The sequence below is a fragment of the Granulosicoccus antarcticus IMCC3135 genome (genome assembly GCF_002215215.1).
Classification (GTDB): Bacteria; Pseudomonadota; Gammaproteobacteria; order Granulosicoccales; family Granulosicoccaceae; genus Granulosicoccus; species Granulosicoccus antarcticus.
On record NZ_CP018632.1, the window covers coordinates 7,031,519 to 7,045,553 of the forward strand.

General features: G+C 53.4%; 14 protein-coding genes. 4 read left to right on the forward strand and 10 right to left on the reverse strand.

Annotated features, from left to right (window positions below):
• Window positions 1-8 precede the first annotated feature (8 nt).
• The 4 genes from IMCC3135_RS30520 (at window position 9) to IMCC3135_RS30535 (ending at window position 4,384) form a co-directional block, all read left to right on the forward strand.
• Entirely contained in the window at window positions 9-929 is a 921-nt protein-coding gene (locus IMCC3135_RS30520) for a LysR family transcriptional regulator (RefSeq protein ID WP_088921028.1), read from the forward strand.
• A gap of 113 nt (window positions 930-1,042) precedes the next feature.
• Window positions 1,043-2,461: a pyridoxal phosphate-dependent decarboxylase family protein gene (locus tag IMCC3135_RS30525; protein ID WP_088921029.1), complete on the forward strand. Its 1,419-nt coding sequence runs from the start codon at window positions 1,043-1,045 to the stop codon at window positions 2,459-2,461.
• Window positions 2,462-2,593: 132 nt separating this feature from the next.
• The gene (locus tag IMCC3135_RS30530) at window positions 2,594-3,721 is read left to right on the forward strand and encodes a RelA/SpoT domain-containing protein (RefSeq protein ID WP_088921030.1); all 1,128 of its coding nucleotides are present in this window, start codon (window positions 2,594-2,596) and stop codon (window positions 3,719-3,721) included.
• Between the two features lie 189 nt (window positions 3,722-3,910).
• Window positions 3,911-4,384, forward strand: a complete 474-nt coding sequence (locus IMCC3135_RS30535; protein WP_088921031.1) for a Crp/Fnr family transcriptional regulator — start codon at window positions 3,911-3,913, stop codon at window positions 4,382-4,384.
• Between the two features lie 13 nt (window positions 4,385-4,397).
• On the opposite strand, the gene IMCC3135_RS30540 is transcribed toward IMCC3135_RS30535, so the two are convergent.
• The 10 genes from IMCC3135_RS30540 to IMCC3135_RS30585 all read right to left on the reverse strand — a co-directional run bounded on the left by IMCC3135_RS30540 (window position 4,398) and on the right by IMCC3135_RS30585 (window position 13,995).
• Window positions 4,398-4,802 (reverse strand): DUF1801 domain-containing protein, encoded by a 405-nt coding sequence (locus IMCC3135_RS30540; RefSeq protein WP_088921032.1) that lies wholly within the window; start codon window positions 4,800-4,802, stop codon window positions 4,398-4,400.
• Window positions 4,803-4,844: 42 nt separating this feature from the next.
• Window positions 4,845-6,083 carry an ABC transporter permease gene (locus tag IMCC3135_RS30545; protein WP_088921033.1) on the reverse strand — a complete coding sequence of 413 codons (1,239 nt, stop codon included), beginning with the start codon at window positions 6,081-6,083 and terminating at the stop codon, window positions 4,845-4,847.
• The gene (locus IMCC3135_RS30550; RefSeq protein WP_236994696.1) at window positions 6,080-6,775 is read right to left on the reverse strand and encodes an ABC transporter ATP-binding protein; all 696 of its coding nucleotides are present in this window, start codon (window positions 6,773-6,775) and stop codon (window positions 6,080-6,082) included. The genes IMCC3135_RS30545 and IMCC3135_RS30550 overlap by 4 nt, the downstream gene beginning before the upstream one ends.
• Before the next feature lie 106 nt (window positions 6,776-6,881).
• Window positions 6,882-7,934 (reverse strand): efflux RND transporter periplasmic adaptor subunit, encoded by a 1,053-nt coding sequence (locus IMCC3135_RS30555; RefSeq protein ID WP_157736382.1) that lies wholly within the window; start codon window positions 7,932-7,934, stop codon window positions 6,882-6,884.
• Between the two features lie 129 nt (window positions 7,935-8,063).
• Window positions 8,064-8,828: a type II secretion system protein gene (locus tag IMCC3135_RS30560; RefSeq protein ID WP_088921036.1), complete on the reverse strand. Its 765-nt coding sequence runs from the start codon at window positions 8,826-8,828 to the stop codon at window positions 8,064-8,066.
• On the reverse strand, window positions 8,828-9,859 hold the full coding sequence (locus IMCC3135_RS30565) for a hypothetical protein (RefSeq protein ID WP_088921037.1): 1,032 nt from the start codon (window positions 9,857-9,859) through the stop codon (window positions 8,828-8,830). The genes IMCC3135_RS30560 and IMCC3135_RS30565 overlap by 1 nt, the downstream gene beginning before the upstream one ends.
• The gene (locus tag IMCC3135_RS30570; RefSeq protein WP_088921038.1) at window positions 9,853-10,572 is read right to left on the reverse strand and encodes a hypothetical protein; all 720 of its coding nucleotides are present in this window, start codon (window positions 10,570-10,572) and stop codon (window positions 9,853-9,855) included. Before IMCC3135_RS30570 ends, IMCC3135_RS30565 begins: the two co-directional genes overlap by 7 nt.
• Window positions 10,569-11,153, reverse strand: coding sequence for a hypothetical protein (locus IMCC3135_RS30575; RefSeq protein WP_088921039.1), 585 nt, complete (start codon window positions 11,151-11,153; stop codon window positions 10,569-10,571). The genes IMCC3135_RS30570 and IMCC3135_RS30575 overlap by 4 nt, the downstream gene beginning before the upstream one ends.
• Window positions 11,153-12,904, reverse strand: coding sequence for a hypothetical protein (locus tag IMCC3135_RS30580; RefSeq protein WP_088921040.1), 1,752 nt, complete (start codon window positions 12,902-12,904; stop codon window positions 11,153-11,155). Before IMCC3135_RS30580 ends, IMCC3135_RS30575 begins: the two co-directional genes overlap by 1 nt.
• Entirely contained in the window at window positions 12,901-13,995 is a 1,095-nt protein-coding gene (locus IMCC3135_RS30585) for a type II secretion system F family protein (RefSeq protein ID WP_088921041.1), read from the reverse strand. Before IMCC3135_RS30585 ends, IMCC3135_RS30580 begins: the two co-directional genes overlap by 4 nt.
• Window positions 13,996-14,035: the final 40 nt, after the last annotated feature.

Consider the following 14,035-nt stretch of genomic DNA (forward strand, 5'->3'; position numbering starts at 1 on the left):
GGTAATGAATGGAACTGAAGTGGCTTGATGACTATATTGCCCTGATCGAACTGGGCAGCTTTTCCAAGGCGGCGGAAGCCCGCTTTGTCACTCAACCCGCTTTCAGCCGGCGCATTCGCTCACTGGAGAGCTGGCTGGGTGTCAGCCTGGTTGATCGCAATCAGCATCCCACCGCTCTGACACCGGCAGGACAAGCGTTTGCCGAGCAAGCGCGCTTGCTCTCAGGCCAGATTCTGGCGGTACGCCGTCAGATGCAGGACATCAGTGCCGCTCGTGCGCAGTTGGTGATCATATCCCAGCAGGCATTGGCGGTCTCCTTCTTCCCCTCCTGGATGCAAACCCTGCAGGCTTTGTCGGGTGGCGCTCTGATCAAGGTTGAAACCGGCCACCTGCAAGAGAACATTCAATCGTTTCTGGCAGGCGACGGGGATTTTCTGCTGTGCTATTCCTCGGCCGAGATCTCAGCGCAGCTGCACCGCGATGATGTGGAAAGCCTGCAAGTGGGCGTGGATCAGTTCGTTCCGGTAACAGCGTTGAACCCGCAGGGGCAACCCCGCTATGGCCACTCAAGCGATGAGCCTCTGAAGCTGGTTGCACACCCGGCGGAGAGCTTTTTTGGCGACATATTGCAACGCGACTGCCTGCCTCATCTCAACCAGGATCAGCCAATCGAGATTGCCTGTGAAAATGCCTTGTCAGAAGCCCTCAAAGCTCTGGTCCTGCAAGGCTATGGCATGGCCTGGCTACCCTTGAGCCTGATACGACGTGAACTGGACAACGCTGATCTGCAGCTGCTGAGTGAAGAATTCCCGCGGGTGGATCTGAGCATCCGACTGTATCGCCTGCGCCAGCCACGAAGCCAGTCAGCCGGACGCTTCTGGCAATACTTGCAGGACATGTACAACCAGAATCATTCACCGGTCGGCTAGCAGGCTATGCCCGAAAGTAACTGATACCCAATAAAACAGCATTGGTCGCTGCCAGGCGAAGCTCTCTATACTGACTCATCTTAAAAACACTGTTCGCTCGAGGCTGCTACACAATGCAAGATTATCTGGATGTGCTGACACGTGCTGTGCAGGAATGGGTTCCAGAAGATCGCCCCACTTCACAGGCTCCTTCCGCGGCTGAGCTCAAGCAAATTCTTGATGTCAGCCTGGCAGACGAGGGCTCTGACATGCAGTCTCTGGAGGATGCCGTCAAGGCTTACCTGCATTACAACCCCGCGGTCTACAAGAGCGATTTCTACAAGCTGCTGTACTCGGGACAGAACAAGCCGGCCCTGCTCGGTGACTGGATCACCAGCCTGAGCAATGCCACCATGCATACCTACCAGGTGGGCCCGGTAGCGACTCTGATGGAGCTGGAACTGATTCACCAGTGGAACAGGCTCGTCGGTTTTGACAAGGACGGCAATCAACCAGAAGGTGTCATGGTGGCCGGTGGCAGCCAGGCCAATCTGATCGGCATGATGCTGGCACGTCACCATGCCTGCCCCGACCTCAAGAGCCAAGGTCCATCCGGGCGCACGCTGGTGGCCTATGTCTCCGACCAGGCCCATTACTCGGGCCAGAAGGCTGCCAACGTGCTGGGCATTGGTACCGACAACCTGATTGCAGTGGCCTCGGATGATCAGGGCCGAATCTGCCCCGTCGCACTGCAACAGGAGATCGACAACAGCCTGTCCAAAGGCCACCTGCCCTTTTATATCGGACTCACCGCAGGCACAACGGTGACCGGTGCCTATGATCCGGTGGCCCCTTGCAGTGAGATTGCCCGCAAGCACAACATCTGGTTGCATATCGACGGCGCCTGGGGCGGCCCGATTCTGTTCTCCGAACAACATCGGCATTTGCTGGCAGACAGCCATCTGGCAGATTCATTTACCTGGGATGCCCACAAGCTGATGAACGTTCCCATTACAGCGGCGGTCATTCTGGTGAAGCAGGCCGGAGCGCTGAAGTCTTGCTGTTCGGGCGGTGGTGGCGAGTATCTGTTTCATGCTGACGAGAACGCTGATTACAATCTGGGAGAACGCTCCATCCAGTGTGGACGACGTGCCGATGCCCTGAAAGTCTGGCTCAGCTGGAAAGCGATCGGCAATCAGGGCTTTGCTGCCAAAATCGATCAACTACAGACAATGAAGAGCACCTGCGTCGAACTGATCAACAACAGCGACACGCTCGAGATGCTGGCACCTGCCGCCTACGTCAACATCCTGTTTCGATATCGCCCCGAAACCATGACAGACGAGGCTGAGCTGAAAGCACTGAACATTGGTATCTGCAAAGCCATGATGAATAACGGTGGGCCTTATGTGGACTATGCCCAATACAAGGGACGCTACGGCATTCGACTGATTCTGGCTAATGATGAAGTTGACGAAGCACAGCTGGCAGCCCTGCTAGAACTTTGCCAGCAGACAGGACGGGAGCTTGTTGACAAGAAGTCAGACTGCTAACGACAGTTAGAGCTTAGGGATTGTTTCACGATCCCTTAACGGTCGGGACAAGGATTGCCCCCGGCCGGACATCAGATAACGATCCACCCCCTGCTCGTATATACTCAGAAAAAACCCTGAGAAATCATATTCATGTCGAACACGGCATACTCCGGCAACCAGATCAACAAGGCAGGTAACAAGCTAGCCGAAACGGATGCTGATCTGGCCGACATTTCAACAGCCATGGATGTGCTTTCGTATTGGCGCCATTGTCATGAAAAACCTCTGGAGGCCGCCTTTGTTCCGCTGCAACGCGTCACCAAGGAAATTGATCGTGATGCCATCTTTGCAAGGCGCCTGAAGCGCACCGCATCCATCGTCTCCAAACTGCAGCGTAGTCAAGGACGAATGCAGCTGAACCGGATGCAGGATATCGGCGGCTGTCGAGCGATCATTTCTACCGAAAAGAAACTTCGCAAAATCGTTCGTGAGCTGAAGAAATCCCCGGAGTTTCGTGCCTCAGAAAGTGTCATTCGAGTCATGGACTATATCGAGTCGCCAAAAGAGGATGGTTATCGCAGCGTGCACCTGGTAGGAAAATTTCCAGACGGTACCGGCTTGTCTAGAAGTATAGAAATTCAGGTCCGCACACGCATACAGCACTATTGGGCAACCGCTGTCGAGATTGTCGACCTGTTCACGGGACAGGCATTGAAATCCAATCAGGGGGACCCTGAATGGAAAGACTTCTTCGCCTCAGTCAGTCGGCAATTCGCCCTGATGGAAAGTGTTCATATCTTCAGCCAGCTTGAATATCAGCGTCAATTTGACAGCTATATGAAAATCATTCAAGACGACGATGAGCTCTTGATCGATTGTCTGGAGACTCAACGACTGTCCAAGTCGGTTGATGCCGCAGGAAAACTGGAAGCGTTTTTCAATTCCCTGAAGATCATTGATGATCGATTGAGCGAGCTACCCGGAAGTGGCTATGTGCTTTTGAAGATAGACACCATCAATAGATCAGTCTCTGCAGTCATGTACCGATACCAGGACAGTGCCGCCGCGGAGAAAGCTTATATCGCACTAGAGAAGCAGACCATCGATAATCCTCGCACCGTTGTTGCGCTGGTTTCCAGTGCCGCCGTCGGTGGCATCAAAGCCGCCTATCCCAACTACTTTGCAAATTCGACCGAGTTTCTCAAATTGTTGAACATAGTCGAGAATGTGAGAAATCCGAGGCAGCGTGGCCTGTTTCAAAGGCTTATTGGCGTGTGATTCTTGCATGAATATCAGACACCCAGCGATGAGTGTCAAATAACCTTCGGGCATTATTACTATTTTGAGTGAAACCGGTCGCAACATACTGCCTGTGCAATACTAAGTGTGATCGTGTATACATGAATTTCAACAAGGCAATATTCAGAATCTGACATAAACCTGTAGAAAACAAGAGGCTGGTAAAACATGACTCAACAATCGATAGAAGACTATCTGAGCACTCATGCGTTCTTCTCCGAGCTGGATAAACAGAGCAAGAAATTTCTGTCCGACACAGCGGGTGTCGTAAATATCAAGCAAGGTGATGTTCTGTTCAAACTCGGAACCAGTGCCGACAAGTTCTACCTGCTGAAAAGTGGCGCGATCAGTGTCCAGGTTCCAGCTCTGGAGGGACCCTCTCTGGAAATACAGAAACTCAAGGCAGGCCAAATGCTCGGCTGGTCCTGGCTCATCCCACCCTACCGATGGAACTTCCAGGCGCGGGCACTGGAGGATTCAGAGCTACTCGAATTCGACGGCAGCATCATTCTGGCTCACTGCGAAGAAGAACCGGCTTTCGGCTATGCGGTGCTGAAACTGTTCGCAGGCCTGATGTCGGAAAGACTCGACAGAGCTCGTCAGAAAACGATGGATCAGTGGGAACCGGCAGGTTTTGCCTGATACCAGACTTGCGTTATTTCTTATCGTAATGATAATACAGGGCCATCCGTATACAGTCTTTAGCTAATGCCTCTGGCATGGGTTCAGACACATTGAACAGGACGGCCCTGTTTTTTGAATAGCGCAGATCATCAGAAAACAAGGTTCGAAAGTTTTCAACCAGCATGCTCTGACAGTTGAAGTACAAGGCTACGTCCTGATCATCGTAACGCCAGACTCTGAGCGTGCTGCCCACCTTAGGCTTTACAGGTAGATATCCCGGCTGCCCCCATTTCAAAGCTTCTTTGACGCCGCCCGTGGCATCAAGCCCGGCGGCAACCTCATGAACCCATTCACGCAACTGCAGTGCAGCGACCTGATGGGCATGAGGCAACGAAAAATAAGCTGCCTCAACGGACTCGTCGGTAAATGGCTTCATGGTTTCTCCGTGAGAATATATTGCTCTACTGTCATAGAGCGCTTATTGTGTATTCAACGCATCCACTGGTTTCATCTTCGCCGCTCTGCGAGCCGGCAAATAGCCAGACAGTACCCCCACCACGATCGACACAAGTAGAGCACCCACGATACTGATCAAGGAGGGCATGACTGGAAAGCCTGTAACCACAGCCAGTGCGACACTGGCCAGACCACCCAGCAGCAAACCGAGTAATCCGCCTGTGACACTGATCAAGCCGGCTTCAAGCAGGAATTGCATCAGGATGTCACGCTCAGTAGCACCAATGGCTTTCCTGACACCAATCTCGCGAGTACGCTCCAGTACCGAGGTACCCATCATGTTCATGATGCCCATGCCTCCGACCAGCAAAGAGATTGAGGCCGCCACGATACCAATGACCGCGACACCGCCAAGAATACGATTGGCGGTAACAATATAAGTCGACATAGTCCCCGAATCGTATTCAAAGCCATCCGGGTGACGTTGCTTCAGGCGTTGCCTGACTCGCTGTGCAACGGTTTCTGCCTCTTCAAAAACATCCACTTCCAATTGCAAACTGCCAATCTCCTTACTCCCCTTCATGAGCTGTAGAGTCGTGTAGGGGATGAGAATACGATCATTGGCATTTTGGCCACCGGCCGAGCCAATGCTCGACAAAAAGTCCCGACTCTTCGATGCCAAGACACCAATGACCAGAAACCTGCGCCCGGTGATGCGTATTGTCTGGCCCACCGGATCCTGGCTTGCATCCAGAACGCGTTCAACGATGGTGGGAGCGACAAGCGCTACCGGACGACGTTCCTGTATATCCAGCGAGTTGAAGAACCGGCCATCGAGTAGCTCATCATTGACGATGGACGGGTAATCACGCCCAACCCCCAGTACCTGCGCCTGACTACTACGTCGGGCCTGACTGGCCTGTTGTCGACCCGACAAGTTGATGACAGGTGACATGTTGCGGATACCCAGTACCTCACGCTCCTTCTGCAGACTGACAAAGTCACTACTCACAATACCGCTTCCCTGCCGTTGAGCGCGGCCATTGTTCTCCGTGCGCCTGTCTCTGTAGACCCATACCGAATTGAGACCGAAAGTCTCCAGTTCGGAATAGATGACATAGCTGCCACCCTTGCTGATCGTACTAACCGCCATGACAGCCGCAATACCAATAGTGATACCCAGAACGCTCAAAGCGGTACGCAGCTTGTGATCGAACAGTGCGTCCATGGCTTGCTGAAGACTATCCAGAAAACGATTCATGAGCGTTTTACCTGCTCGGTCTTCACATCAGCATCACTTGAATCTGCACTTGCCAGAACTCGAACATTACCGCCTGGACGATCATCAACAATACGTCCATCCTTGAGCCGAATGATCCGGCTGGCAAAATCTGCTATTTCCTGCTCGTGAGTGACCATGACAATCGTTTTACCCTGCGCGTGCAAAGTACAGAAAAGCTGCATGATCTCCAGCCCGGTTTCGCTATCCAGACTACCTGTCGGCTCATCGGCAATGATGACATCCGGCTCATTGACCAGTGCCCGGGCAATCGCAACCCGTTGCTGCTGACCGCCCGAGAGTTCTACCGGACGGTGTGATACCCGATCAGCCAGGCCGACATGACTCAATTTTTCCAGTGCTCTTGCGCGGCGCTCCACCCGATTGATACCCGCATAGATCAACGGCAACTCGACATTACGCAGCGCACTGAACTGGCCAATCAGGTTGAAGTTCTGGAACACAAAGCCGATACCTTGTCCGCGTAATTGTGCAAGTCCGTCACTATCGAGACTCTCTACCTTTTCGCCCGCAAAACGGTATTCACCGCTATCAAAAACATCCAGGCAGGCGATCAGATTTAGCAAGGTGCTCTTGCCCGAACCGGAGGGCCCCATGATGGCAACAAATTCACCGGCATCAATGCTCAGATCAACACCGTGTAATACGTCCACCGATACACTACCGCTCTGGAACGATTTGTTTATTCCCGTCAGACTGATCACAGTTGTCGCATACACTTGCAGTGGTTTGACAGGCCGTTACCCTGGCTGTTCTGTCTCACCGGCGTGGACTCACAACCAGGCCATCATGCAACTGTTGTCCGCCCGGAATGATGACCTCGTCGCCCTCGATCAATCCATCGACAACTTCAGCTTCACTCAAGCTGCTCAACCCGATGCTGACATTGCGTTGCTCTGCACGATCACCCTGGAGCACGAAAGCAATGAATTCACCAGAGGTCTCTTCTTGCAATGCCTGAAACGGTACCACCAGCACATCTTCTACCTGCTCCAGTGACAGATCTACATCCACCTCCTGTCCCAACAACAAGGCAGGAGCACCTTCTCCGGGCGGAAAACGGACAGCAACAACCTTGCCTTCCGTATCATCGTCGGTAACCGTAGGAGCAATCCAGTCAAGCATGCTGCTCCAGTGAATGTCAGAGTTGACCTCAGATGTCAGCTCAACCTTCTGTCCGACACTCAGCCTGGGCCAGTCAGTGGCGTTGACGGGGGTTTCGATCACCATTCCTTCTGTCGCCACGACCGTGAACAATGCTTGCCCGGCCTCCAGCCATTGGCCGGTCTCAGCGCTTTGCTGAATGACCGTGCCATCGTAGGGCGATCTGATCAAGGCATTATCCAGTCGTAACTGATTCAAGGTCAGGGTAGCCTGCGCCGCCTGCAGAGATGCCTCGGCAGCAAGTCTGGCATCCAGACTGTCATCCAGCGCCTGTTCCGAGGCGTTTTCCTCACGAAACAGGAGTTTGGTTCGCTCGTAGTTTCTGGAGCTTGCATCAACAGCTTGTTGCTGCAATACCAACTCGGCACTCGCCTTGTCCAGCAGCGCCTTGGCTTGGCGCGAGTCCAGCTCTGCCAGCACGCTACCGGCCTTCACCACATCGCCCTCCCGTGCCCGGATCGCCATGATTTCACCATCGAGCAGGGCGGTCAGAATAACAGTGCGGTCATTGATAACCTTGCCGGTCAATTGCAGTCGCGAGTCAATATTGCCGCGTGCAACACTTACCGTATCCACCATGATTGCCGAATCCCCCTTCTGCAATACATAGGTGCCTGCCACGGTTACCACAAGCAATAGAGCGAGCACGATCTTCCACACTGTTCATCACCGCCTTTGAGAATCCGATAGCCCACGGTACTGCAAATGCCGACTCCTGCCTAGCTCGTGAGAAAACCGTAAGTTACGGGCCTATGGTGTCGCCATCTCGCCAAGGCATCAAGGCAGCCAGCCTGCTCGCAACATCCAGTACAGTGTCTCGGATGCCGTACCCCATATCAGCAGATCATCAAAAGGGCTCTCGGCGCTTACCGATTGTTCCAGCAAAGTGAATACGGTATCGGCATCCTGATTCTCGGACTGTTCACCAGCAGATGAGGCATCCGCCCCTGTCGAAAACACAACGAACGTAAGTTGATTGGCACGCGTATCAGTGCCCGGGCAGCGCGCGCCGACAGCACGGTTGCACAAGACAAGATCTGCAACCATTTCGGCAATACCGACACTCGATACCTCTCCTACTGTCGTCCAGTCCGGTTGCGAGACAGAACCTCGCTCAGCATGACTGACCAGACTAACCGCCAACTGATAGGGTCGGTTCCATGGGTCGAGCAAGGCTCCGCTGGAAGACAACGACCCTGCAAGACCCAACTCTCGTGCTGGCACACCTCCTTGTGTAATCCGGCAGTGCCCTTGCCCTACAGACCCCTGTTGCAATGCCCCTACAGGCGTCATCGTTAACCCCACTGATACCGGCAGTTGATTCAGTGCAAGAGGACAAGGCAACACTCCGCTTGCAATGACATGTGCCCATATGCCCTCCTTGATTGTCTGCAACTGGTGTTCTGCGAGACGATAGTTCCGGTGCTTTTGCACAGCCGCCCAGGGCGTAATGGCTGCTCGGGTCAACACACCCAGTATTAATAGCACCAGCGCCATTTCAACCAGAGTCACTCCGCGCTGACGGAACTTGTGCTCAATCATCAAATGACTCGCCAGATAAAATGCAGGCGCTCATCAGACTTCCCCGTGCCAAGGCTATCCCCAGACTGCTCAAAATCAGCGCGATCCTCATCGAGCACTAGATTGCAAATACCGAGCACCTCGCCTCTACACGGCTCTGATGCGCTGATAACGATGCGCTCATACCACCGATTTCGCACAAACCAGTGGGAGTCCAGTGGCACACCTTCCAGCTCCCAACCCTCTTCGCTAGAATCAGGCGGCAAACGCTCCAGACACGGCTCGGACTCCTCACTCACAGATTCCGATGCAGGCTGATTAGTGACAACAGTCTCTCTTGTCGCAATGAGGCTTAACGGATCAAGCCCCTGCGCCCATTCCGAGGGCGAAGGTAGTGGCAAACACACATTCGCCGCGTGATGATTGACCTGCCAGACAAACCAGGCAGAGACCGATCGTTTGACTCCAGGCAAGAGCGACCGGCGCGTGATGGCGATCTTCGAGAAAGCCTTCTTCGACGGTCCCTGCTCGACGGGCGGTTGCCGCACCCATGCCAGGAACGGTGATGCTGTCGGTTCTCCTCGAATGATTTGATCATTGACGATACGATTCACCGGGTTGTTGATCACTCCGGATGACACGCTATATTCCAGCCGTTGAAATGGTTCGATATGAAATAGATATCGATGAGCCCCCAGGTTCACGTGTCTTGGCAGCTGCCCATTGGCAACAGAACCAGATCCACAAGGCGGGTTGGGACCGTCCCTGCCTGATGATTGCTCCCAAGGCGCCCCTCTCACAAAGTCAGTATCCGGACAAGGCAGATGACCCGGACCTGCACCACGAGCACCGTAGTGAAATGGATAGAGTGCGGCGTAGCTCAACAAGGATTGCCGAGCTGCTTGCAGTGCGTACTGGTCAGTAGTGAATGCCGAACCGGAGACCCGATGCAAACCCGACACTTGGCCCAAACCGGTGAGACCCACACCCAGCAAGACGAACACCATCAGCAATATGGCGAAACCGGATTGCTGACTGCGAACGCTCACCATTGTTCGCCCGGCACGAGCCGATGCACTCGTCCGCCTGCATCACTCACCATCAACACACCACTGCGTGGCAGCAGCGTCAAGACAAGAGCCTCATTTTTCACACCAGAGCAATCCAGCGACAAGGGCTCTGAGGCCGTCCTTTTCCATGCCGCAGATTCAAACTGACATGGCAAATCGTTGACCAGAACACCGGCTCCACGAAGCCCAACAACCAGTCCCGAAAAATAAACCTGGTAGTTATCGACAGTACCTCCCTGTGCCATTGCAGGGCTCTGAGCTTGACGAGAAACCGGCGATTCAGGCGAAGGGGCCTTGAGCGATTCATCGGTTTCCCCTGCCGCTATCGAATGAGCTTCTTTTCCGGCTGTCTCAAGCCCAGCTTCAGCATCCGATAGCTTGTATGAAGACTGTTCCGAGATCTGCTCTGTTACCTGTTTTCTTTGTGCTTCTGTGAAAAACAGGCGATGACCTTTAATGGCATCTTCCGAGTTTTCAGCATGGGCAAGGTTCATGGCAACCCATGAGAGCAGCAGTACGGGAAAGCTGGCACAAGTGAACACGAGCAATCTTGCACCAACACCCTCGATAACACACTCAACAACGCGGACGACAAAGCCTGTAAAAACGCGTGCAGTAACGCTCGCAGCTGAGATAAAACAAGTCAGTCCCGCATCGACTCTACAGACCACCTCCACTGTGCCTGCCCTGCTCATGCTACCGACCCGAATGGTGACTCGAACAACACAGGTGGCAATTGCGCCGCATCTCTTTCAGCACTGTCACTCCAATGATAAAAGTCGACAACGCACTGGGCACTCAGTCCCTGCTGTGTCAACCTGTGTAGCTCACAAGCTCGAGTTTCATAGGGCCACATACCGATTGAGCGATCAATGCGATCGAACATTTCCAGCAAGCCCATGGCATGCAGAACGGCCAGATCAAGCGTTAACCTCAGCACACTGATTGATTCGCCGTTGCCCTCTTCCAGCTTGTGGGGGAGCACGCTTTGCTCATACTCAACCTGCACCACACCGGTAGGCAAAGGTTGCTGTGTCATTACCTCAACCAGCCGGATCTGCAAAGCATCCATATCCTCCTGCAAAGTATTCAGTAAAGGCGTAATGCCTGGCGACTGCAACAGATTAAGTTGTTGTTCCAGAGTCTGGTATTGCGAACGGGTCAGTCTGACATCTTCAATCGTGTCACTGGTGGAGCTTGAGAACCAATAGTTGCCGCCCAACCCCACAGCGAGAAAACCCAGCACGATAGCCAGGGACAGGGACCACTGCAACATCAGTATGTCCTCAGCTGCAAAGAGAGGCGATAGCTTGAATCCTCATCATCGACACGTTCGCTGGAGCGAGCCGCATTGACCGGAGATTCCATGACGTTCACCTCAACCAGACTGGGCAGCGTCTGCAGGTGAACGACAAAGGAATCCAGCACTCGTTGCTGCTCTCGCAATCCCTGCGCCTCCACATCCATCACCGTGCCAGAAATCTCCACCTGCAATTTCTCAACCGTCGAATCTGCGTGCCAAAGCTGCTCACGCTGAGGAATCTGAGACATTGCGGTAAAGGCAAGATCGATCGGCTGGTTATCAGGCATAACCGACCAGGACAGGCTGTCGAGTACAATCGCCGGATAATCATTGATGGCACTGGCTACCGTGGCAAGCACTCCGACCGCATCCATCGGCCTGGCGCTTGCGTGATCCTCAATCCGTGCAACTGAACGCACCACAAACTCGGGTCTGTCGTTCAACTCTCTCACCGATTCTGACAGTACATCTATCTTCTGAGCCAGGTGCTGCTTCTGGTCTGTCAGTTGTGCTCTTTGCCGAGCACTTGTAATCCCGTGTACAGAAGCAATGGCAACACTCGCTGTTGCCATCCAGGCGCATATCAGCGTAGCCCGCTGTAGTTTCTGAATGCGCAGACGTTGAGCATTCTGAATGATGGAAGCCTGCAGAAAATGCCTGACAAAGCGAAATTCATTCGTCAACTGCCAGCGTCTCTGGCCCGCCTGTTGTCGGTGAAATCTGCCACACACCCATACAAGCAATCGTCTCAGAGCGAGCAACCACATACCCGTCTTTTTGGGTAAAACCGTTTCACCAGGCTGCAGCTCTGAGCTGCCACCTTCAACACCGTTCAAGGCCAGAGTGTCAAATTCGACAGGGTGACCTTGACTCAACGCCGCAAGCACACTGGCTGCGTGTAGACGCGACTCCAACTCAGGCCATGGTGCGAGCGGTACCGCTACTTGTACCGATAGCTGATTCTGCGTTATCTGCTCATTGACATGCTGCAAAGTCTCAAGCAAACCTGTCTCCACAACATCCGGACCGATAACATCAGCAGCACCTGCTGCACCTGCAACGAAAGCATCAGCAGCGCCCTCCTCACTCACCAAACGCATGAACATTGGCACACCGCCATCTAGCAGCAAATGCCTTCGCTCGGTATCAAGCAACAGACTGAAAAGAACAGGTCCGCCATATCTACCGCCCCGAGATTCCTGATGTGAACCTGCAAGACGTATCCCCTTGCCTGAACACTCACTCAACAACTGCAGACTGGTCGCGACATGAGTGATGCAGACATCCTGACTTTGCAGCTGAGTCAGCCATTCTTCCCAGCTGGTCGGAATGATGTGATGCACGATACTCAGCACATCAGGGGCTGCGTAAACGGGCAATTGATGAATGTTTGCCAGGGGATAATCACGTCGCAAACGACTGGCCATTCTGTGCCGCTGTATAGTCCTTTTCCAGCCATCGGACAAGTCTTCGACTTTCACGCGATCCACTTCATCCTGGCAGGTATCGAGTACCAGCTGTACCTTGCACTCAGCCTGATTCTCTCCGACTTCTATCCACGGACAATGTGATTGCTTGCTTAGTGAGTCAGCCGTCATCTGCTCTGTAAAAGTACCCTCCAGCCGTTGTCCGTGCCAGCGGAACCAATAAGCCTGATCCCCCTGAAGTACAACTACCAGCTGATGATCTGCAGGTTTGTTTCTGAAAATTTTGAATGGATTCATGATTGCATCACAGCGTTAATGGCTGAATCGTAGACAGGTCCCAGTACTGAAATCACAATCCACAGCAGATTGACGCCTACCACCATCAATGTCACCGGCCCCGCCAATCTTTCGATGCGTTCGACCAGGTGTTGAGCATGACGCTGTCGTTGATCACCTGCCTGCAGCATTGCCTGACCCAACGCACCTGCAGATTCCCCGGCAGCCAATAAACGCCGGAAAGAGGCGGGAATGAGGCTGATCCCGGACAAGGCCTCACCCAGGGAGGTACCTGCCATCATCAAGGTTCTGGCACGAATCAAACCTTGCCCAAGGGCTTTGTTGACCACCAGATCTTCGCTGATTTTCATTGATTGCTCCAGCTCAATACCACTGCGGTACAAGCGTCCACAGACGATTGCGTAGCGACTCAGTGACAGTTCACAAATCAACGCTCCGGCAACTGGTAACCTCAACAGACAGTGATCCGAGAAGAGTTTGAAATTCGCATTGCATTGCCTGAGAGCCATCGTGCAGACAACAAGACTCGTCAGGCAAACGATCAACGGCACATACAAGCGCCCCATCCAATCAGACAATGCCAGTAACCCACGCGTATGCCAGGCAAGATCTGCATTACCCGCAGCAAGAAAGTTTTCAAGTGAGGGCACCACGCTGATGAATAAAAAGGCAACGACTGCCAGCAGAACCAGCAAGGCAAACATCGGATAAAGCAGTACGGTGGCCATACGCGCTTTCGTCGCCCGATTCCATTCCAGTAACTCACGAGCATTGTCACAGGCTATTGCCAGCTGCCCGTTTATTTCACCCGATCGAATCAGTGCAATGACCAAGGCACTGAAGATACGAGGCTTTGAGGCCATGGCCTCGGACAGACTTTCGCCGGCCTCGACTCTGGATGTCACACCAAGCCAGACTTGTCGAATACGCCGGTTGGTTTCCATTTCACTCAACTCCGTCAGCGCCTCACCCAAGCCCACACCTGCAGCCAGCAAATGATGCAGGTGAAAAAGTGAAAGACTGATCGAGGCTTGTGACCCAGCAATACGCTCCTTGCTCTTTGTATTATTAATGCTAATAGATAAACTCATGCTCCGTACCTCCTTGTAGTGAGCGTGAAAAGCATTGGCC

What these genes read in the sequence shown, in the direction of transcription:
- IMCC3135_RS30565 (WP_088921037.1), bottom strand. Translation starts at nt 9,859, where the DNA reads ATGGTGAGCGTTCGCAGTCAGCAATCCGGTTTCGCCATATTGCTGATG.
- IMCC3135_RS30540 (WP_088921032.1), bottom strand. Translation starts at nt 4,802, where the DNA reads ATGAAGCCATTTACCGACGAGTCCGTTGAGGCAGCTTATTTTTCGTTG.
- IMCC3135_RS30580 (WP_088921040.1), bottom strand. Translation starts at nt 12,904, where the DNA reads ATGAATCCATTCAAAATTTTCAGAAACAAACCTGCAGATCATCAGCTG.
- IMCC3135_RS30545 (WP_088921033.1), bottom strand. Translation starts at nt 6,083, where the DNA reads ATGAATCGTTTTCTGGATAGTCTTCAGCAAGCCATGGACGCACTGTTC.
- IMCC3135_RS30525 (WP_088921029.1), top strand. Translation starts at nt 1,043, where the DNA reads ATGCAAGATTATCTGGATGTGCTGACACGTGCTGTGCAGGAATGGGTT.
- IMCC3135_RS30520 (WP_088921028.1), top strand. Translation starts at nt 9, where the DNA reads ATGGAACTGAAGTGGCTTGATGACTATATTGCCCTGATCGAACTGGGC.
- IMCC3135_RS30585 (WP_088921041.1), bottom strand. Translation starts at nt 13,995, where the DNA reads ATGAGTTTATCTATTAGCATTAATAATACAAAGAGCAAGGAGCGTATT.
- IMCC3135_RS30575 (WP_088921039.1), bottom strand. Translation starts at nt 11,153, where the DNA reads ATGTTGCAGTGGTCCCTGTCCCTGGCTATCGTGCTGGGTTTTCTCGCT.
- IMCC3135_RS30570 (WP_088921038.1), bottom strand. Translation starts at nt 10,572, where the DNA reads ATGAGCAGGGCAGGCACAGTGGAGGTGGTCTGTAGAGTCGATGCGGGA.
- IMCC3135_RS30530 (WP_088921030.1), top strand. Translation starts at nt 2,594, where the DNA reads ATGTCGAACACGGCATACTCCGGCAACCAGATCAACAAGGCAGGTAAC.
- IMCC3135_RS30535 (WP_088921031.1), top strand. Translation starts at nt 3,911, where the DNA reads ATGACTCAACAATCGATAGAAGACTATCTGAGCACTCATGCGTTCTTC.
- IMCC3135_RS30560 (WP_088921036.1), bottom strand. Translation starts at nt 8,828, where the DNA reads ATGATTGAGCACAAGTTCCGTCAGCGCGGAGTGACTCTGGTTGAAATG.